Source organism: Paenibacillus sp. J22R3, assembly GCF_056269305.1.
The window spans coordinates 378956-399903 of record NZ_JBWDNS010000001.1 but is presented as its reverse complement, the minus strand read 5'-3'; the positions used below and the strand labels follow the sequence as shown (position 1 = coordinate 399903).

Here is a 20948-nt window from a genome sequence, read left to right as displayed (position 1 = left end):
TCTGACAACACTGACAATTTAGTCACATTATTGCCTCTTCCGGACATAAAGTCAATGATAATCAAAAAGGAACCCCATAAGAGATGTTGTTGATTCGGTTGGTCCGAATGGGCAGATGCTTGAATAAAGTATAAGGATTCATTTTCATCCACGTAGACTTACCCCCTGCGTTCATTTAAGCCTTTTCTAAAGGAGAACATACCATGGCACAAGGAAACGTAAGCCAACAACATGCAGCACAAATGGCAGATAAGAAAGCCATCCGAGGGCCGTTTCAGATTCATTTTCCGGAATCAGAGCTTACTGAATTGCGTAATCGCATTATCGCTACAAGATGGCCGGAGAAGGAAACGGTATCGAACCAATCGCAAGGTGTTCCGCTTGCAACCATGCAGAAAGTCGCGGAATATTGGGCAACCGAATATGATTGGCGCAAGTGCGAGGCTACGCTCAACAATATCCCTCAGTTCTTGACAGAGATCGATGGGCTGGACATCCATTTCATGCATATTCGATCTAAGCACGAAGATGCTTTGCCGATGATTATCACGCATGGTTGGTCGGGCTCCATCATCGAGCTGCTCAAAGTAATCGATCCGTTAACCAATCCTACCGCGTATGGAGCGAAAGCTTCGGATGCCTTCCATTTGGTCGTTCCATCTATGCCCGGCTATGGCTTCTCAGATAAACCGACTACTACCGGTTGGGGTCCTGAACGCATTGCAAGTGCATGGACCGAACTCATGAATCGACTCGGGTATTCGAAGTATGTGGCGCAAGGCGGCGATTGGGGAGCGATCATTACAGATTTCATGGCCGTTATGAAACCGCCGGGACTAATCGGTATTCATTCCAATATGCCGGGCACGGTTCCACCTCACATTGATACCGCACTCATGAAAGGCAATCCGCTTCCCCCCAATCTAACGCCGGAAGAGATGCGTGCCTGCGAGCAGTTGGCTTTCGTTTACAGACATCTCGGCTACGCTTCAATGATGGGTACACGCCCGCAGACGCTGACCGGACTGGTGGATTCGCCCATAGGCTTGGCAGCTTTCTTAATGGACCACGATGCTTGCAGCCTGGAGCTGATGATTAAGGCATTCGATGGACATCCGGAAGGTCTTACCAGAGATAATATTCTCGATAACGCTACGCTCTATTGGTTGACGAAAACAGCCATTTCAGCAGCCCGGCTCTATTGGGAGAACACGTTCTCCTTCTTTGTCGTAAAGGGAGTCCAAATCCCCGCAGCCGTGACAGTCTTTCCGTTTGAGCTGTATGAAGCGCCTAAGAGCTGGACCCGGCAGGCTTACCCTGAACTTATCTACTATAACAGAGTTGACCGCGGCGGACATTTCGCTGCTTGGGAAGTGCCGCTGCTGTTCTCCGAAGAGGTTCGCGCGGGGCTTAGGTCTCTTCGTTAACCCAAACAAAGAGGCCGCCTCAAAAGTCGTCTTGCACACTTTTGAGAGCGGCCTCTTCTTATTGAGATATCGTGTTTGCTCGAAGTTCCTGCAACCGGCTTGATATGGCGCTGCTTTCAGGAGCTATGGCTGTGCCGCAGGATAAGATACGAATCATAGCATCTTGTTCTTGATTATTGCGAGCTAACGCTTCGGTAATGCCTACAAATTCATAATCGGCTAAATAGTAGCTTTCCGATTCCGCAATCATGATACGATGATACTCTTCCATTGCTGCCTCCACACCATCAGATACAGCCAGAGAGGCAACTTTATGAGCAAGAGATCGATTAATATGGGGCATGTCTCTTAACCCCAGCAATTGATCCAGTATGGAGAAGGACACGTTGTCCAGCCAGACATAATCGCTGTTGGCCATAACGGCTATAGCGATATGATCATCCGGAAGAATGAACAAATGGGTTAGGAACCCCGTATCCCAACCGGAATGGGAGAGAATACGTGAGCCCTTGTAATCTCCCATAAACCAGCCCAGACCGATATGCGATTTCTTAGGATCATAGCCCGTTTCAGCATGAGGCTTCCACATTTCAGCATGGCTTCCGGACTGCAACGCGGAATATCCATTGCCTGCAGCTCCTTGGTTTAAGTGCATCTGCAGATAGCGGCACATATCTTCTGCGCTGGTATACAACGTGGAGCTTGGTGCATGTGCCCTGTTGTATGGAAACACATGGCTGACATAACCACCGTAACCAGGGGAAGATCCGAGCACATGCGGCGCGGCCAGCTGCGTTTCTACTTCCTGCTTCAGAAAGGAACTGGAACGCATTCCGATCGGTTCCAGAATGGCTGCATTCATATAGTGCTCGAAGCTCAACCCGCTGACTTTTGCGATAAGGTCGCCCAGTATCTCATAGCCAATATTACTGTAAGCGAACTTATCGCCTGGATCGCTTTGCAGCTTAAGATGACTACTACTTCTTACATATCTTTCGAGGCTTTGCTCATCGTATTCCGGCCGGTCCCACGCGTAATCAAACTCATCCGGCATCCCGGAGGTGTGGTTCATCAGCTGCCTGACTGTAACCGTCCTGTATCGCTCGTCATCCAGTTTAAAGTAGGGTAGATACGCCAAGATCGGCGAATCCAAATCTATTTTCCCTTGTTCAACAAGCTGCATGATGCCTGTAGCTACGAAGGTTTTGGATACAGAAGCTTGATGAAATAAGGTATCATGAAGCACGGGGGCACCCGTCCCTTTATTAGCCGTTCCATATTCACCGGCAAAGCTTAGGTTGTGGTCATACACGATTCCGACAGATAGACCCGGGAACTGTTCATGTTCAACATATTCGGTCAGCATTTCATGCAGCCGGCTAATTTTAACTGAATTTGTATTCATAGCTACCTCCTATTTATCCAGCTTATTTCCTATTACTAGCCATAACTATATCGATAGGAAATGGATATGCATAGATAAGAAACGAATAGAAAGTATTCATTGCACACCTAATCAGGCTTGATTCACCAGATTATCCGCAGTGCGGAAGGCAAGCGCAAGTATGGTCAGCACCGGATTGACGCCGCCGTTAGTCACATGCACGGAACCGTCGCTCACCCACAGATTATCATACCCATGTACTCTGCCCATCGGATCGGTGACGGATGTTGCAGGGTCATTCCCCATACGCAGCGTTCCGGACTGATGCTGTCCGCCGCTTAGCCCGTTTCCGGCACGTGTTCGCCACACTTGGCGCGCACCCGCAGCCCAAAGCCACTTCTCTGCTTGCTCGGCCAGCATAGCCGATGCGCGAAGAGACTCCGGATGAACACCTCCGGATAGCTGAACAACGGGAAGACCGAAGCGATCTTTCACCGTAGGCGATAAGCGAACTCTTGAATCAGCTGTCGGAATTTCTTGGATCGGGCCTTGAATTTGACTGGTGCGCAGAAACGTCTCGCGCATCGTTTCCTTGCCCGCACTCCCCCAACGAGCTGCATCCGGAGCAAGCGCGCGATTCCAGTGAATGAGGGGCAGACGTATGAACTCGTTGGCTAGCAGCCCTCCTCCGATGACACCTGCTTCATCGCTATGTTCGAATCGGAAGGTCGCGATGCTCACGCCCGGACCATTGCCGTCCTGAATTTGCTCATCAAATATACCGTAAGCTCCGGCATAAACATGCCCCTGCAGGTGTCTGCCTACTTGACCGAACCGATTGCCAATCCCATTCGGTTCGGCCTCATTTGCGGATTGAAGCAGAAGTCTAGCGCTCTCGATTGCTCCGGCAGCGACCACTACATGCCCGGCGCGAATAGATCGGCGCAGAATCGAACCATCCGCACGCTCGTGGATGAGATGAACGCCAGTCGCTCGTTTTCCACCTTCTGTTTCAATTCGCTCCACAATCGTATCGCAGATGAGGTCGCACTTATTCCCAGGTAAAGTGGCTCTCACCATCATCGTATTATGCCCGCCGTTCTTGCTGTTCGTTGGACATGCGAAACCTACACACTGACCACATTGCCCGCAAGCCGGTCGTCCATCGCGTTCAACCGAATTGATAAGCAGCGGCACGGGACCTGCATCCCATCCCAGCTTCACGGCCGCTTGGGCTAAACGGTCGCCTTCTATCGTTCTAGGCATCGCCGACATCGGGTAGGAACGCTCTCGTTTCCCTCGACCCGGGAAGGCATTGCCATCACCGGAGACACCCACTTCCCATTCGGCGCGTTCATAATACGGTTCGAGGTCTTGATAGGTGATCGGCCAGTCGCTTAACGAGCTTCCGTCCGGAATGCCATAACGTGTCGCCATGCGGAAGTCTTCCGGATGAAACCGCCACGCTTGTGCGCCATAGACCCTAGTTCCGCCGCCTACAGTCATCGCGTTATTGTGGTATTCCCCTTCGTGCGGAACCGTAATTCGCTGCTGTCCGTTAGGCAACAGAATCGTCCGCGGGTTGCCAACAAGCGCCGGACCGGTATTATGTCCGTATTTGCTCAAACGGTGATTTCGCAAGTGATCGCGCCCCACCTGATCATAACGCAGCCAGCTTCCACGCTCGATGACGAGTACGTGAAGTCCGGATTCGGCCAGCACGCCTGCAGCTACGGATCCGCCGGCTCCGGCTCCTATCACGATGACATCATATTGATCTCGCAGCTCGTCAATGGAACGTTGTGGCAAATCAGTTTCCTGGGCTGGTACTTGAGCGCCTGAAACAGGACCCGGACGAAATCCAATCATGTCCCATGACTTGCCGGCGCGATTCCCGCCTGCTTCGGGACTTCCATAATACCCCTCAATGACTAACGTTAATAACGTATCGAATAATCGCTTCGATGAAACCGGCCAATCCTGAACTAGTCCCAGCTGGACTGCAGTCAACAGAAGGTCACTTTCTGCTGCCGACAGCTCAGCAAACGAACGACTAAAGCGGGCTAATGCTTCTGCTTGCAGTGCCAGAATGCCCGGCTCCACCAGTTTCAGCCATGTATCAGGATCCTCGTTATAATGTCGCTCTAAGGATGTAAGTACACCTGCTTGGGTTGCTGATGGCCATGCATCTTCCGGAACCATGCGGTCCGCAACCGCTTTCAACACTATTTCTAATTCCGCAGACAAAGACTTCTGTTCGACGGGATTCATATTCAAGCGCCACCTCATGCTCTTCATTTAGTAGGTACACCTCTTTTTTCCACCTCTATTGTAACATCAATTAGCTGCTTATAAACCCATATGAGGATACAAAAAAATCCGCTTTCGCGGATTAATTATTTCGATTTTCCGGAATTAACCAGTTCCACTTTTACTTTTACTTTAATCGGCATCTTGGAGTAAATCATTTTCCAGTTCATCGCGTGCCATCTTTCATAGGATAAATGATTACGTACCACCTTTCCTATTCCTATGGGGTCTGTTTGATATTTTTGTAATTTGGCGATCAACTTTTCCGAATTGGTTACTAAGTATTGTTCAATTTGTGTTTCCAATTGTTTATGGTACTTTTCTTTGCTTATATCCATCGTACCTGTGTATTCGAGGACGCTTCCTTTTAAATTCAACATGACTTCGGCCTGCATATTTTTTGTGTTTATTTTTTTATCATTCTCAGCATTAATGTTACTTATTGAAAGCTGAACATTGTCTCCTGGCGATGCATTAGTCAAATTGATCATCAATCTGCCATTATGGATGTCTCCGATTAAATAATTAAGGAGTTGTGTTTCAGTTGAAGTAAGGAGTGCAACATATCGATCTTCTTTAAAAGCACCCAATCCTTTTAATCCAATGGTCTCGCCTTCATAGGTAAACACGGGAAGCACCGGATCTATCCCATCGTCGTAATAATCCCTTAAGAAGTGATATTGATTCGTTACAAGAACTTTGTCTTGTTTGCTTGCTCTCTCCAAGAACATATAAATAAATTCTGCATTATCCTCGATGGAGGGGAAATCAGTTTCAAGAAGTTTTCCTGCTTTTCCCTCTACAAGGGCGAATTTAACGCGAGTTCCGATTTCCGGATCCCTTTTCAATGATTTGACAACATGTATTAGTCCTTTTTTAGCTAGTTCCTCCCCAAATAGAATCGTCCCTTGCCCTCCAACGATCTTGAGATTGGTTAGATTTTGAACTTTTACGAAGGTGTCATGAATGGATTTACCATTAGCGGTAAGAGTCAGGGTATCAAACTTTCCTTCTCTCGTAACGGTGGGGAACAGAACGGTTGTTGCAATGGGGTTCTCCTTGCTTTCCGTCAAATCGTAAGCACCGGCTTCGAGCACTGCTAACTTTTCAATCACATTGCTTTCTTCACAACCCGTTAAGAAACAACATATTACGAAGAATAGTATCATTTTATTGGGCATATTCGGTCTCTCTTTTCATCTGGTTTTTAAGCATTTGTATGAAAAGGATGCCTAACACGAATAGTGGGATTACCCACGCAATAATAATCGCGCAATTGCTCAACCAATTTAACCACTTGTCTACATGGCCGATCGAATCCGGAATTAGCGCGAGAATGAATCCCGTTGTCAATATGCCGATTATCCACAAATTAGGTTTTACCTTTTTAGCTATATTTCTAAGGGTTTGCTGCGCCCCCCAGTAATAAATAACCGATGTTGCCAGTACCTTGAAAGCAAAAACACAAAAGCAAAGATTCTCGGCCCGTGAAAGGAAAGAAACTTCTGTATATTCAAACAATGTCATAATGGGATAGAGATCGTTTAAGATTTGATCGAAGCTAAAGAAGCCAAAGCTCATAAAGGTGACAATCAAATAAACGAACATCGAAAGGAAATTCCCAATAAAAAGCGACTTCGTCCATTTTTTATCTACCATAGGGAAGAAGAGCATGGAAACTTCAACACCTAGATAAATGGAATAAACATGAAGTGCCCCCTTGAAAAAGTCTGTTCCTCCTTTAAAGTAAAAAGGGGTGAAACGGGCAAATTCAAATTCCGGGATCAAGTAAAGAAGTAAAAAAATCATCGGAATGACGAAGCAAGTGAGAACAACTAATGCCTTCGTAATATGGTGAATTCCACCTGTTAACAATTGAAAACTCAGCAGCGTAAAGAAAATGACAAAATAAACGGCTGGTAGTGCCGGATAAAAAAATATCTTGATAATGAAGATATATTCCCTCATAATCATGCTCGCCAATCCGACCCAAACACAAATCATAACCAAATAAATGGGCATCATTACCCATTTGGGTACTGTCGCCTCAATGATTTGGAAAATGGATTGTCCTTTTCCCAGCTTATAAATGATAGCGATCATTAACAGATTCACATTCACGAGAAAGAATATGAATATGATACTTAACCATCCGTTTGTTCCAAAATATTGGGCCGCTATTTGAGGCAAGGTATACAAGGCAAGTCCATTTTGTACCGTATAGATTAAGATAGACAGTTGAAATGGCTGGAGTCGTTCTTTCACAGTTATCACCATTTTCCTCGTATTTTCCCCTGCTTGCATCCAAGAATGTAGGTTGTTACCCCTCATTTGTTTCTATAAAACGGCCTTATGATGACATCTTCCATCCATTGTTTGAAATAGGTAGGAGAAATCGCCTTAATATAAGGTGAGGAGAAGTTTGATAATCCAATTAAGTGGATCGTTATTATCCCTAACGCAAAGAAGATTCCAATATTGCCCAGCAACCCTGCCATGATGATAAAGAAAAATCGAACGAGTCGAATGGAGGCACTCATCCCATAACTTGGTACGATAAAAGAAGCAATTGCCGATACGGCTACAACAATAATTAAGATATTGCTGGTAATCCCCGCTTCAACAGCTGCTTGGCCGATTACGATACCACCGACGATTCCAATGGTTTGACCAATCTTTGTAGGCAGTCTCGCACCCGCCTCCCTTAGCAGTTCAATGACTACTTCTAAGAAGAGAGCTTCAATAAAAGGCGGAAATGGCACCCTGCTTCTAGACTGCATAAGGCTTTGTAGTAGGGATTGAGGAATCATTTCGTAATGATACGTACATATCGAGACATAAAAAGCTGTAAGTATGATTGTAATAAATAAAGCTAAGTATCGCAGCAGCTTAACTGCTGTCCCTATCGTCCAATGCTGATAATTGTCATCCGGTGAATCAAAAAAATCAAAAAAACTGGAAGGCATACAAATAATATTGGGACTGTCATCGACAAGTCCAATAATCTTACCGCCATATAGTTTGGTCACAGCGATATCTGGCCTCTCCGTCGTATAAAATTGAGGAAATGGCGAGTTTTGATGATGATCTAACTTCTGAATCAAACAATTGGAATCCGTTATGGAGTCCACTTTTATGGCTTGAATCCTTTCTTTCAGATGATCCACCATGTCCATTTTGGCAATACCCTCAAGATAAATGATAAGAACTTTCGTTTTTGAAATTTCCCCGACAGATAATGTAATCATTTTTAAACGAGGACTTCTGATTCTTCTTCTAATTAAGGATACATTCGTTTTTAATACTTCATTAAAGGAGTCATGCGGCCCATTTATTACGGCTTCTCTTTCAGATTGTGAGATAGCACGCTCCTCGTATCCAGGCACATTGATTAAATAAGTTTGCCCCTCGGCGAACAAAGTCACATTACCGTCTAATAATCCTTGTATGACTGCCTCTTGATCAACTACTCGTTGAAACAGTGACTGCTTTGTCGACTGTTCATAAATATTGAACGACACTTCTCTTAAGGGAGACAGGATTTCCCACTCTAACGACTGGGAATCAACTAATGAATTTAAATAAATAATACGAATTCGATCCTGATGAAAAGAACGATGAACAAGGTCAAAACTATCCCCGAATTCCGCAAGTGTCTTTTCATAATTAGCTTCTGTCATTGTCTTCTTCCTTTTGATAAAACTGATTTCTTTCGTTCGAGAGCGTCTCATTCTAGAACTTTCCGGTAGTATGAGCTTCGTTCTTCCATTTTATGAACGATCATGAAAAAACGCTGCCAAGTTGGCAGCGTCCTTCATTTCATCCTATTCATTTACCTTCCGGCTATAAAAAGCAAGAAGCGGCATATAGGTACCGGAATCCAAAGGCAGGAAGCTCGACGGATTCATTTCATGAGCGGCATGTACGACGGTTTCACCCTCTGCTGCTCTGTCTAGATTCAGTGTAATCTCATTACGAGCCGTTATTTCCCAACTGCTCACATGAATCTGGCCATTCACATCCTCCACCGTGAAAACCTGTGAAACCGGCCCAATCGCAAGCAAGTAACCGGCTACGTTGGCGAATTGCAACCGAATACGAGGCTTGTCCTGCTTATCGATAAAGGTTGCAGAAGTAAGACACGGTGCTTTCGCATTTAACGATGTAGTCTCGTAAACATGAGCCAAGGCCTGCTTGCCCATTCGTTCCCCAATGATCATATTCCCTGCAGGGCTGTTATGAATGCCGTCGGATAACGGACAATCCAGCGCAGGAATGACATACACTTGAGGGATATCCAGTGCAGCTTGACGCTGTGCTTCACGAACGCGCCCCCAGGAACGATCGCCTTCTTCCGTTGCAGCATCCGTACAACGATTAAGCTGAACCGTCAGAACCGGTAGGCTGGCATTATTTAATTCACGGCGCCACTGCTGAACGGTATGTTCAAACCGCTCCAGATAGGTAACCGAATCCGCAGGCGAGCAATCGGAGCACCCTTGATACCAGAGTATACCGCGTACTTTGCCGCCGACCGATTGAATGATGTTCATCATATTGCGATGAAGAACGCCATCCTCGTCCGGGTTCCAGGCTTTGAGCGGAGAGCCGCCCAGAGCGGTTTGGACCAATCCTATAGGAATGCGCAGCTCCTTCTGCAGCAGCTTGCCAAATGCCAGAAACGGAGAATGACCGGGATTAGCCCCTTCTCGATTCTCCATATGTATCGATGCTGTCGATTCATTAAACGGATGCGAGGCCAAATCCCAATGTCCATTATTGCGGAGCAAATGGATGCCAAGCTGCGGTGGATCTTGGAACGGCCCTTTGCCGTAACCGGCTGCGTTACTCTGTCCTGCTATAACCCAGAGATCGCCGACGCCGATATGATGGATCATATCGCCACGAGTTGCCCATTCTAAAGCAGGATTATCATCAAGCTGTAAGCTGGTTTCGATACGATAAAGCCCTCCCTGAGCAATGGAGTGTAACGTGATTTCCCATCCTTGCTCCGCGGAAAACATCGTAGCCGGCTGCCATGCAATAACTTCTCTTGCATCCTCCTCGCTAACTACCCGAGCAAGCACTTGCGCAGTCTTGAATGGTACACCTTCGGGAGCAGCCCACACCCCGGTTAATGTAATGCTGCCTACCCCATTCTCCTGTTGAATGATCGCCCAAGGCTGAGGACCTTGCTGAATGATTGTACCAACTTGATGCATGCGGATATCACAATCCTTTACATGTGAATTTGTATGATTATCCGGTACTACTTCTCTATTGTCGCGCATACTCCTGCCGCAATGTCCGGAAACAGTAAAAAGCCGCATCAGAATAGATCTGACGCGGCTTGATTCATCGAATTTGACTTCGAAATCGACTTTGAAATCGACTTAACGCAATGTTTTCAACGCGCCGCTCCAAGCGATTACTTGGTCAAGCATCGTGTTAACCGCAGGCTCTTGATGAGCACCTGGTTTGAATACACTATAGTTCTCAAAATCAGTAATGAGGGAAAGTCCAACCTGAGCACGTACGTCAGCTATGTGAAGCTCGCCAACGATCAAGCGGAGATTCTCGATTGCACGGGCGCCGCCGCTGCCGCCGTAACCTACGAAGCCTGCTGCTTTATCTTTCCACTCGTGGAAGAGAAAATCAATGGCATTCTTGAGAGCGCCGGAAGTAGCGTGATTATACTCAGGTGTAACGAATACATAGCCGTCAAAGGAAGAAATTTTCTCTGACCAAGCAATTGTATGCGGCTTGCTGTATTGTCCCATGGATGCAGGAATCGGTTCATCCAATAGCGGCAAATTGAAATCCGCAAGATCGACAAGCTCGAATGATGCATCCGTGCGTTTGTTTGCGATGTCTGTTACCCATCGTGCTACTGCTTCACCATTGCGGCCGGGACGTGTGCTTCCAAGAATAATCGCGATTTTCAACATAATAAGTACCTCCGTATTGTTTATGATTTAGGGTTCGTTTCGTTGTCTTGCCTATCTTTAATGCCAAAGCCAATTTTCTTAAACAGTTCGATCAGCTGCTGCTTCTCCTCATCCGTTACAAAGGACAAATTGTCAGTAATCGTCTGCACATGCTTAGGGAAAATCGTATCAAAATAACTGCGTCCTTCATTCGTCAATGCAGCATTCGTTTTACGTCGATCACCGGGAATCGGAAGCCGCTCCACGTATCCCTTCTTCTCCAATTTATCAACCACATAAGTGATACTTCCGCTTGGAATGGAGAAGGTATCGCTTATCTTCTGAATCGGATGTGGACCCTTATTGTATAGAAACTCGAGAATTTGGAAGGTTTCTATATTGAGACCATAGCTGGTGATGTCGCGCTCTAAACTCCCAAACAGCGTGTTCACCATGTTTCTCATGACGCGTATCAGCCTTAAATCCAGAGTCGTTCCATCAGCATTAGGTTCAACCATTGCGTAACCACCTTATCTTGCTTTCTTATACAAAGGATATTCGACTTCGGTCGGAACTTCAATCAGAAATATGCGAAGTTTCTCTCCATCCGTGCGAATGCTGACTTCTCCCTCTTGTTCACTTTGGACAATAACAAAGTCTTTGTTCTCAAATGTCGCGGTATCTTGCCCAGCTGACAAGATTGAACCACCTGCACCTCGAATCGCCAATGCTCCAAGCGTCCTATTCGGTACGATAGGGTGAATATAGTTCGCTCCAGGCTCAATCTCAACGTCAAACATCCGCGCATCTGCCACCAGCTGGTGGATCGGCGAACCATTTCCCAGTATCGTCTTTATATTTACGCCATCTTGATTCGACTGCGGAAACCGTTCGTGTTTAAACAGCTCGTACGTAGGCTTGCGTTTTACTGCATCATTCAGATAAGGCTCAAGCCAAATTTGAAAGCTCTCGAATCCGGCATCAACGCTTTCGGCATGCTGAAGACCTGAACCGGCTTGCATGAGCTGAATATCTCCGGCTTCCAAGTAGCTTTCAGTACCGAGTGTATCTCTGTGTAGACCTTTGCCTCGAATTCCATAAGAAAGGATCTCAAAGCCCTGGTGAGGATGGAACCCGATGCCTCCGGCTTTCTCCGCATGTCCCCAAGCCCAGTAGAATAGAGGACCCAATCTGACGGTAACAGCACCTTGACCTGAGAAACCAAGCGGCTTCTGAGCATGAATTGCACCGCCGTCAAACTCCTCTTTCCCTTGAAATTGAGGACCTAATACTTGGATGTTCACATGAATTGCTCCTTTCTTATAGTGTGTTCTTGTTCTGCAGCCTAAACTAGTTGTCCTATACTTAATTATCCTAACACAATTTATTATAATATTAGGATATCTAACTGTCAACATGCCACTGACTGGATATTGCACGCAAATAACCTGCCGTCTCTAGTCCGGGCAGGTCTCTGATCCAACTATGCAATGCCAATCTAGCATCAACTGTTAACGCGCGATTTCAATAATTAGACATAGCTAATAAGGTCTCCAGTTAGGATCACAGATATCGGCTTGTGTGGGCTTACTGACAAATTGTTTGTACCGTTCTTCGCATGCGCCGAATTCCAAGTAATTCTTCTGCGCTTGCTTTAATGAAACCTCATTTGCGCCGCCTTCATAATCGGGGTCGTAATACTGAACGCTGTCATCTTCCCAGAAACAAATGTGACAAATTTCAAATGTACCTGTCGGCGGTTCGTCCAAAGTTTGATACCCGCAGCAAGGACATGTATATTTTGGGGTCATTTGCATCGCTCCATCACAGGTACTAGCAGCTTTAGTATTACCTTTGATTCGAAAATAATAAACAAAAAAAGCCGTCCAAGATCACACCTGCGGTGACCTCGAACGGCTCCTTCCATCTTTATAGGCGAAACGACGATGCATGAACAGAGCGTCTCGCTGATTACAAAATTAGTGGCTTCCTTGCTCCTGCATCAACAGGTAAACGCGGTAGATCATCTGCGCGGTTTCAGCCCTTGTCGCTTTGCCCGTTGGGTTTAGCGCGTCATCGTTACCTTTAACAATGCCTGCATTAACCATGGCCGCCGCAGCGTCCTTCGCGTACTTAGCCAGCTTCGACGTATCCTTGAAACCTTCAAGATCCGCATCAGAGCCGCTCAACTTTAGCTTACCGGTCACTTGCAGCGCACGCTGCAGAAGCAACATCATTTCTTGTCTCGAGATGTTCGCCTTCGGATTAAACTTATTGTCGCCTACGCCAGTGGCAATGCCAAGCTTTTTCATAATGGCGAGCGATTCATAATAGTAATCCGTCGCTTTAACATCGGTGAAATTGTTGCTGTTGCTGCCTGTTGATTTGAGATCCAGCAGTTTGACCAGCATGACCATAAAGTCGGCTCTCGTCATGTTCTTGGCTGGCTCAAATGTCGTCGCGGAGGTACCGTTTATGATCCCTTCGCCAACCAATGTACCGATTGCATCCTTAGCCCAGTCGTAATGCTTGTCCACGTCCTTGAACGGTATTGTAGCAGGAGGAGCTGGCTTGCCTGGCTCTGTCGGTTTCCCTGGAGGCGTTCCTGTGTCGCCATTACCGCCATTACCGCCATTGCCGCCATTACCGCCGTTGCCACCATCGCCGCCGTTACCGCTGTTTCCGCTACTAGTTGTCGTGAATCCCCAAATATCGGAACGCGTAAATCCGCTATTCGCATCCTCGGCTACTACATACCATTGATAGTAGTTGCCAACCTGAAGACCGCTCCATTTGACAGCCGTTGTTGTATCGCTGACAACGTCGTTGTTCTTTCCGATCAATTTATCCGTATACACCTTTACGCCGAAATAGTCTGTCGCAACCTGTTTGTGCATCGGCTGCAAGTCGACATCCAGATCGAACTCATCTTTGCCTGGATAAGTCCCCGGATCGTAATAGTTGTAATCATCCAAATATGGCGAGTACGTCTTCACATGAATCTTGTTGCTCTTCACGTCGAACTGGAGCAGGCGGATGTAACCAAGGCCGCCTTTCTCCGCACCTTGATAATCGGCTAGCAATTGGTAAACGGTGCGATCTGTAATGCCATCGCCGTCATCGTCAATTTCCGTATTCAGTTGCTGAGCATCATGATAATGCCCGCAAAGTACGGCAATAACGTTCTTGTTCGGCACGACCACGCGCTCATGGATTTTCTCCGCAATCGGCGCACGTGTGTCGGACACGAGCAGATACTCATGGAAATCCAGAATCGCCTTACGGTCCGGGTACGCTTTAACGACATCGTCCATCCACTGAATGTCTTCGTCGCGGATATCCCAGCCCATATAAATAATGATGAAGTCGTTACCGCCTGCCGAAATCAAGTCATAGTGACCACGGTTGTTCTGATGCGAACCGCCATAAGTCGGCTGCTTCTTGAAGCGCTCCTCGCCGAAATACTTGTAGAACGTCGAATAGTCGGCATATTGGTGCGACACGTCATGATTCCCTGCAAGTACGCCGTAAGGTACGTTACCATCCTCAAGGACCTTCATATCCTTGCTCGCTTCATCCCACTGGTATTTCTTATCCGCTTCATCGACGATATCGCCGGTGTGGATGACGTACTTAATCTTCATCTTATCCTTGTTATCGACGATCCACTTCACGTTGCCTTCATAAATTTCCGGATAGCTCTCGGAGTAGTACTGCGTATCCGACATCCAGACAAAGCTGAAGTCATAATCGTCCACTTTGGCCGGCAGCTCATCCTGCACGATCACGTGAATGGTTTTATTGACAGAGAAGTCTCCTGCCAGTACTTCAGCCTTCAAGCTGAAATCTTCATTACCTGCAAGCTTCTCGTCAAGCTTCTTCCAGTTCGCTTCAATTGGGCTCCACGCATACATGCTAACTTTGCGGCCTTCAAGCGACTTGCCCTGCCAATCGATTTCCACTTTATCCGTATCTTTCACAGTCGGATCCAGCTTCACTTCGAATCGATGGTACGGGAATTTCTCGTCGGAATCATTGCTTAAATATTGTCCGTCCGCTTTGCCGATCAAGTCATATTCACCTTGATTAAGCGCCGTTTCCCCTTCAGGTTTAAGCATCTTAGGCGGTTCAACTTCGGATGCGTTCTTGTACGCAGAGAACCCGCTTTTGTGCAGGCTGTCGAACAGATAGCCCTGATAGAAGCTTACGTTCATCTTATCTTCCGTCGGATCTTGAACCTTAACGGACAGGTTTGGTGCGCCTGTTTGGTCCATGCCAGGCGTTACAAGCTGTGGCTTGGCCGGGTTCTCGTTGGGCACTTCAAAAGACAAATTCTCTTCGGTAATGTTGCCGACGTTGTCTTCTGCTTTAATCGAAAATACATGCTTGCCCGGGCTAAGCTTCGAGGACGAAGTAGCTAATGGCAGCGTGATTGTTGTGCCATCAAGTTTAGCCTCAGTCGTTTTCACCCCTGCAATGGCATCCGTAATTTCGGCACCAAGCGTAAATGCACCGCGGTATGTCTTCCCGTTCTCGACCGTCGGCACGATAACAGGCGCTGTGTTGTCGACCTTGATGTCCGCTTTCACTTGGCCGAATTCCGCGCTGCTGACCTCTACACGATGGGGGCCATCGGATAGCTCTGACGTATTGAACTCATACGCTTTTGATCTTAAATCCGAAGCGTTAAGCGTAAAGGTGAAATCGTACACAGGCTTCTTATCTGCACTGTCGCCCACTTTAAGTTCTGTCGATGGATTGGTGTAGTTTGGATCTTTGACGAGTGTTCCATCTGTAAATACCAATCTGACATTCTTCACCGTGAAGTCATCCTTGTTTTCCGTCGGACGATCGTCATACGGGGAAGACTTCGTTCCTGCACGAATGGAGATCACATTCTTGCCTAGTTTCAGGCGCTCCGTTGGAATCGGAACACTCAAGGTTTGATAGGAGTTGATGGGATCCATGAAGATGCTCAGGATGTCGTTCCCCATCGTAACGCCATTCTTGAAGTAATAGTTGACCGAATTAGCATCGAACGCAAAGTAAGCGTCTTTCTCCAGTGCACTGTAAGTGCCCGCAGTCAGTTCCTTGTCATCGATACTCAGCTTCAGCGTATCCGGCCCTGCCTGCTCCGCCGTACCTTTCACGACCTTCGTTCCGCCGATGATATCGCCGTCCTTCAGGTTCAAACGTAACGGCGTATGTTCTTCGCCGCCAGTGATAGCTACCGTATACGTATCCGAGGTCACTTCATGCTGACCATCAGAGACGACATAGTAATATTGAATCGAAGTTTTGCCAATTAGATCAGGTGAGTAGAGTGTAAAATGATACATGAAATCGTTATAATCTCGATACAAATAACGGCTTGCGAATTTCGAATCTGTGTTTGATTTGTAATAGAGCTTAACCGACTTGATGCCCTGATCGTCCAGAGCATCGCCTTTGATAGCCAAGTTCTTGGATTGATCGATTGTCGTAATGCCATTGATGTCTGTAATGGTTGGAGGGACCGTGTCATCTTTAGTGATTACAGGCACATCCGGCAGAAGATCTGCAGGCACGCTGCCCGGCGTAGGCGCAGCAATTCCGGAACTTACCTTAATCATCGTTGTGCTTCCGTTAACCGGATATTTATACACGATGGCCTTGCCCTCTTTAGTTTCATCATTTGGCGGATTGCCTGCAGGTGCTGCTGTACCGTCATAATACGCAGCGGATAAGTCAACATGCGTGTTGGTCCCGATGACAGCGCCTCGTTTACCCGAGTTGGACATGCCGTCAGAATACATTTTGAATATGGTTTCATTCTCAATCAGGTTCGTCTTATAGGTGTTATTAAAGTCGGATACTGTCAAATTCTTAGCGGCGCTGTTAATAATCCAGAAAACAATCGTCTTGCCGGCTCCAATTGTCATGTTCTCATTATCCGTCGGCCAAACGAGATCGGCATCCGGACCGGAATCGGTGTAGCGGTAATATAGCTTGTAATCTTTTAAGTTCATATCTTTATCCGTGTTGTTATATAGCTCGATATATTCGTATTGGTCGCCGCCGGTGCCAACACTGTTCGGCATCAGCTCCGTTACGAGCAGTGGCGGTACCTTGGATGGTTCAAATGCCGGTACATTGACCTTCACTGTGTTCGTATCCGTCGTCACCGTGTTCACGGTGTCTTTCACTACAATATAGTATTGCAGCGACGCTTCGATCAGATCTTGGCGCGGAATGTCAGCCAAATATGTATGTCCTGTCGTTACGGACATCTTAGCTGCCGTGAATTTAGCTTGTGAGGAGGTTTTGTAATATACCGTTGCCGTCACAGGATCGACCTTGCCGTCATCGCTTTCCTTATTCGTGATTTGAGCGATAATTTTCAGGTTCACATTCGTCTCGGCGGAAGTGACCGGCGTATGGGTAATCACCGGTTTCTCGTTCTCGCCTTCTTCCGGAACCGAAGCCGGCATCTTAGGCACTTGATTCGCAGCGACTGCGCCGGGTGTTGCGGCCTGCGTACCTGCGGAATCCAGTAGCATCGCAAGCGTGCCATCATCGGGATATTTGTAGAAGAGCGGCTTGTCCTCGATCGCGCTTACTTGCCCTTCATAATGTGCGGACACAATGTCCTTGTTTAAGGCATTGCGGAAAACAAGACTGCGAGCGCCGTCGTTTTCCATGCCTGCGCTGTCGATTTTGAACAAATCCTTGTTCAGCGTCAGGTTCGAGCCAAAATGCGCGTTAAACTCGGCAGCAGACAAATTGTCGTTGGAGCCGTTGGCAATCCATAAAACCACGGATTTCTGGGACGGGATTGAGATATCGCCTGTCGGCCACTGCGTTTCCTTGGTTTGATTCGTGTACACATACATAAGCTTATAATTTTTTAAATTAATCGTACGATCGGCGTTGTTGTACACTTCGATGAACTCGTATCCATCGAACGCTGATCCACTCACTGTTACATTGGTTGAATTAGGGTTCAATTCTGTGATAAGAATCGAAGGAACGTAGTTGTAGTTCAGACTCGAACGAACATCCACTGTATAGACGTCCGTGTCTTTCTTCGTCGTACCGTCCGTTGCTTCAATATAGTATTGGAGCTTCTTCTGCGTCAGTCTAGCCTTCGGAATTGCGCCTTCGAATGCAGAATGATCCGTTGTAGATCTGCCCGGGTTCAGCGTCATCGGAACTGCCGTGTAGGTCGTCTCCGAATCCAGCTTGTAGTAGATGCTTGCCGCAGCCTTGGCCAGGTCTGCGCCGTTCGCCGCGGACACCGAAGCGATCATCTCCATATCGCTGTCGTCGATGCCGTCCTTCACAGGCGTATGTTCGATGACAATGGCAGGCTGCGGCACGTTGAGGTGAACGTTCACCGTATACGGCACCGTGTCTTTGGTCGTCGTGCCGTCGGTTGCCTCAATATAATATTCCAGCTTGCTCTTCAGCAGCTGCTCCTTCGGAATGGAACCTTCGAAAACGGAAAGCTCCGATGTGGAGTTACCCGCATTCAGCGTCATAGGAACGGAAGTAAACGTACTCTCCGAATCCAATTTATAGAAGAGCTTCGCCGTAGCCTTGGTTAGTTCTGCACCGTTCGTCGCGGTTACCGATGCGCTTAGGGCTATATCAGTGCCTTCGTAGGCATCAGTAACCGGTGTGTGACCGATCCCAATCGCAGGCTGCGGGGCAGTTGGCTGTTCATCCGAAGCCTGCGTCGGCATGAACATGCTTTCGACTGTGCCCGGCGTAGCCGCATGGACGCCAGCAGCATAGGATCCGTCTTTAACCATAGACATGATTGAACTACCATCCGTAGGATAAGAGTAGAAAATCCCTTTGTCCCTCACGGTTTGATCATCATTTTGGTAGGAAGCCGTAACAATGGAGTTCCCACTATTATTTCTAATGATTAGATCTCGCGGTGCAGTGTTGATCATCCCCCCATCCGTAGTCAAACGAAACAAACTTGTTCCTTCTACGAGATCGGTTTTATAAATCCCATTGAATTGTGCAGCTGTTAGATTCTGATTGTCTTTAGTCGTAACCCAGAAAACGATTGATCCTTTTGCTGGGATAACAGGCTTGTCCGCTGCGTTGAGTAGCCCCCAGTTCGTATCTACAATCTCGTTTTTACTATTTAAGTAATGATAATTAATGGTGTAGTTGTCGAAAAAAGTGACAGGTAAATTGGAATTGTTATAGATCTCAATAAATTCATAGCCATCCACGGAATCTCCAGACACGGTTCCAGTTACGTTCGAGCTATCTGGCACAAGCTCCGTAATCAACAGTTTCGGCACCTTCGTAAAATCAAATCCGGCTCCGGCCCCTTCAGCACGAACAATTCCTGACCCATACGGTGTCATGAGCCCCAACAATAAACTTGCCGTCGTCAGTGCGCCGATGATCGGCTTGACGAGCTTCTTCTTACCCACTTTGAATTACACTCCCCGTTCCATGATTAGTCAATTTGATGTTAGGTTATCGAACAGTGAGCTGTAGACTGTCGCTAGTAACATGTGTGACTTATCTTAGACCCGTTATGTAAAAATAAAGTTATCGGGATATGTAGTAATCGTAAAATGGCTCTTTTTTCAAAAATAGATATTGACAAAATAAGGAACGTTTGCTAATAAGAATAATATTTTTAGTAATAAGGATTATCAATAATCATTCATAATGAATTAAATTATGATTCTTTCGGATCGGGTCATATGGACTAATTTCTTAGAACCTGATTGGCAAGTTGTCCGGTCTTTCAATTTTGAACAAGTTACTTCTCATGACAAGGTTATATCGAACTATAGATCAGACTTCATCACATGGGGTTCTCTTGTCTGAATAGTTTACTTATTCTTAATGTGAAAATAAGCTGCCAATTAAAGCTTCAATTTCATTATTTTCCAGTATTTGTAACCAATAATGTCGATTTTCATAGAATAGAGCATGTCTTATTAAAAAAGGAGTGAACTATTATGCCTTCATATTCTACGGGAATAGTAACGAATACAAGAGATTTTGGTACAGCCGCTTCTAATATCGTCGTAAGTACAAGAAATTTAAATCTACAAAGCCCCGTTACAGTGATGATTGAAATTTACGCTTCCGTCGATTCCAGCGTATTCTATACCGGTTATCTTACTTCGTATGTCGTACCTGCAGATTCTTTTGATGTCCGCGAGTTTTTTATTGCAGGTAATGTTGCTTATGAAGTTCAGGTCAGTCTATCCTTGACCGATGCCTTGCTGACAGTTACCGGAATTAATGAATTCGGCAACTTAGTTGAAGATCAGAGCTTTAGTCTCCCGGAACTTAACATTATTTCAGGTCTTAGTCCTACGGTTATCTAAAATCGCAAAAAAAAGGCTACCGCTAGGTAGCCTTTTTATACAAGCCATCACATATTAAGTTCGGTCACGCTCTCCTGAACGACTGCGTAAGCCGGCTAGACCGAGCAGCCCAAGCAACCCAAGCCATCCCCAATCGAAATCATTATCATTCGTGTTTGCTGCGGTGGCCCGAAAGTTATTAGCGTTAGTCAGCCCAGCGCCACCGGAGATGGTTTTGTTCGTCATTGTTCGGTATGGAGTCGTAATGCCATTGTTGTTGCCATAGCTGCTGCCATAGTTACCGCTATAGCTCCTCGATCTGTTCGTATTGTTCATATTCATGTCCATAGATGATCTTGGCGTACCCGGAATACCATATACATCCGGAGTGCCGGTAGCACCTGGTGTCCCGTTAAAATTACCGTTTCCATACATACTTGAATGGCTTCGGTTCGTATCCACAGTGCTCATTGATGAAGTATTGGCCATGGCAGGAAAAGCAAGCATGGCAGACAAAGTGACACACACGGCTGTACTTGCGATTGCTTTTTTCACGGATTCACAACCT

At 46.6% G+C, this 20948-nt stretch carries 14 protein-coding genes; 2 read left to right on the top strand and 12 right to left on the bottom strand.

What is annotated here, in order from left to right:
• Positions 1-203: 203 nt before the first annotated feature.
• Positions 204-1427, top strand: coding sequence for an epoxide hydrolase family protein (locus AC0YN4_RS01830; protein ID WP_475834966.1), 1224 nt, complete (start codon positions 204-206; stop codon positions 1425-1427).
• Positions 1428-1485: 58 nt separating this feature from the next.
• On the opposite strand, the gene AC0YN4_RS01825 is transcribed toward AC0YN4_RS01830, so the two are convergent.
• The 11 genes from AC0YN4_RS01825 to AC0YN4_RS01775 form a co-directional block, all read right to left on the bottom strand.
• Positions 1486-2832, bottom strand: a complete 1347-nt coding sequence (locus AC0YN4_RS01825) for a serine hydrolase domain-containing protein (RefSeq protein ID WP_475834965.1) — start codon at positions 2830-2832, stop codon at positions 1486-1488.
• A gap of 111 nt (positions 2833-2943) precedes the next feature.
• Positions 2944-5082: a GMC family oxidoreductase gene (locus AC0YN4_RS01820; protein WP_475834964.1), complete on the bottom strand. Its 2139-nt coding sequence runs from the start codon at positions 5080-5082 to the stop codon at positions 2944-2946.
• Positions 5083-5207: 125 nt separating this feature from the next.
• Positions 5208-6290 carry a Ger(x)C family spore germination protein gene (locus AC0YN4_RS01815; RefSeq protein WP_475835560.1) on the bottom strand — a complete coding sequence of 361 codons (1083 nt, stop codon included), beginning with the start codon at positions 6288-6290 and terminating at the stop codon, positions 5208-5210.
• A 1-nt stretch (position 6291) separates the two neighbouring features.
• Positions 6292-7425, bottom strand: coding sequence for a GerAB/ArcD/ProY family transporter (locus AC0YN4_RS01810; protein ID WP_475834963.1), 1134 nt, complete (start codon positions 7423-7425; stop codon positions 6292-6294).
• A gap of 23 nt (positions 7426-7448) precedes the next feature.
• Positions 7449-8801 carry a spore germination protein gene (locus AC0YN4_RS01805; RefSeq protein ID WP_475780749.1) on the bottom strand — a complete coding sequence of 451 codons (1353 nt, stop codon included), beginning with the start codon at positions 8799-8801 and terminating at the stop codon, positions 7449-7451.
• A gap of 144 nt (positions 8802-8945) precedes the next feature.
• Positions 8946-10343, bottom strand: coding sequence for a sialate O-acetylesterase (locus AC0YN4_RS01800; RefSeq protein WP_475780748.1), 1398 nt, complete (start codon positions 10341-10343; stop codon positions 8946-8948).
• Between the two features lie 171 nt (positions 10344-10514).
• Positions 10515-11069, bottom strand: coding sequence for an NADPH-dependent FMN reductase (locus AC0YN4_RS01795; RefSeq protein WP_475780747.1), 555 nt, complete (start codon positions 11067-11069; stop codon positions 10515-10517).
• A 20-nt stretch (positions 11070-11089) separates the two neighbouring features.
• The gene (locus tag AC0YN4_RS01790) at positions 11090-11566 is read right to left on the bottom strand and encodes a MarR family winged helix-turn-helix transcriptional regulator (protein WP_475780746.1); all 477 of its coding nucleotides are present in this window, start codon (positions 11564-11566) and stop codon (positions 11090-11092) included.
• Between the two features lie 12 nt (positions 11567-11578).
• Positions 11579-12352, bottom strand: coding sequence for a pirin family protein (locus AC0YN4_RS01785; protein WP_475780745.1), 774 nt, complete (start codon positions 12350-12352; stop codon positions 11579-11581).
• A gap of 237 nt (positions 12353-12589) precedes the next feature.
• Positions 12590-12859 carry a CPCC family cysteine-rich protein gene (locus AC0YN4_RS01780; RefSeq protein ID WP_475780744.1) on the bottom strand — a complete coding sequence of 90 codons (270 nt, stop codon included), beginning with the start codon at positions 12857-12859 and terminating at the stop codon, positions 12590-12592.
• A 168-nt stretch (positions 12860-13027) separates the two neighbouring features.
• Complete coding sequence (locus tag AC0YN4_RS01775) at positions 13028-19486, bottom strand: S-layer homology domain-containing protein (RefSeq protein WP_475834962.1); 6459 nt, start codon at positions 19484-19486, stop codon at positions 13028-13030.
• A gap of 651 nt (positions 19487-20137) precedes the next feature.
• Between AC0YN4_RS01775 and AC0YN4_RS01770 the strand changes: the two genes are divergently transcribed.
• Positions 20138-20401, top strand: a complete 264-nt coding sequence (locus AC0YN4_RS01770) for a hypothetical protein (RefSeq protein WP_475834961.1) — start codon at positions 20138-20140, stop codon at positions 20399-20401.
• A gap of 54 nt (positions 20402-20455) precedes the next feature.
• Here AC0YN4_RS01770 and AC0YN4_RS01765 read toward each other — a convergent pair whose 3' ends face one another.
• Positions 20456-20935 (bottom strand): WGxxGxxG family protein, encoded by a 480-nt coding sequence (locus AC0YN4_RS01765; protein ID WP_475780741.1) that lies wholly within the window; start codon positions 20933-20935, stop codon positions 20456-20458.
• Between the last annotated feature and the right edge of the window lie 13 nt (positions 20936-20948).

What these genes read in the sequence shown, in the direction of transcription:
- AC0YN4_RS01830 (WP_475834966.1), top strand. Translation starts at nt 204, where the DNA reads ATGGCACAAGGAAACGTAAGCCAACAACATGCAGCACAAATGGCAGAT.
- AC0YN4_RS01825 (WP_475834965.1), bottom strand. Translation starts at nt 2,832, where the DNA reads ATGAATACAAATTCAGTTAAAATTAGCCGGCTGCATGAAATGCTGACC.
- AC0YN4_RS01820 (WP_475834964.1), bottom strand. Translation starts at nt 5,082, where the DNA reads ATGAATCCCGTCGAACAGAAGTCTTTGTCTGCGGAATTAGAAATAGTG.
- AC0YN4_RS01815 (WP_475835560.1), bottom strand. Translation starts at nt 6,290, where the DNA reads ATGATACTATTCTTCGTAATATGTTGTTTCTTAACGGGTTGTGAAGAA.
- AC0YN4_RS01810 (WP_475834963.1), bottom strand. Translation starts at nt 7,425, where the DNA reads ATGCAAGCAGGGGAAAATACGAGGAAAATGGTGATAACTGTGAAAGAA.
- AC0YN4_RS01805 (WP_475780749.1), bottom strand. Translation starts at nt 8,801, where the DNA reads ATGACAGAAGCTAATTATGAAAAGACACTTGCGGAATTCGGGGATAGT.
- AC0YN4_RS01800 (WP_475780748.1), bottom strand. Translation starts at nt 10,343, where the DNA reads ATGCATCAAGTTGGTACAATCATTCAGCAAGGTCCTCAGCCTTGGGCG.
- AC0YN4_RS01795 (WP_475780747.1), bottom strand. Translation starts at nt 11,069, where the DNA reads ATGTTGAAAATCGCGATTATTCTTGGAAGCACACGTCCCGGCCGCAAT.
- AC0YN4_RS01790 (WP_475780746.1), bottom strand. Translation starts at nt 11,566, where the DNA reads ATGGTTGAACCTAATGCTGATGGAACGACTCTGGATTTAAGGCTGATA.
- AC0YN4_RS01780 (WP_475780744.1), bottom strand. Translation starts at nt 12,859, where the DNA reads ATGACCCCAAAATATACATGTCCTTGCTGCGGGTATCAAACTTTGGAC.
- AC0YN4_RS01770 (WP_475834961.1), top strand. Translation starts at nt 20,138, where the DNA reads ATGATTGAAATTTACGCTTCCGTCGATTCCAGCGTATTCTATACCGGT.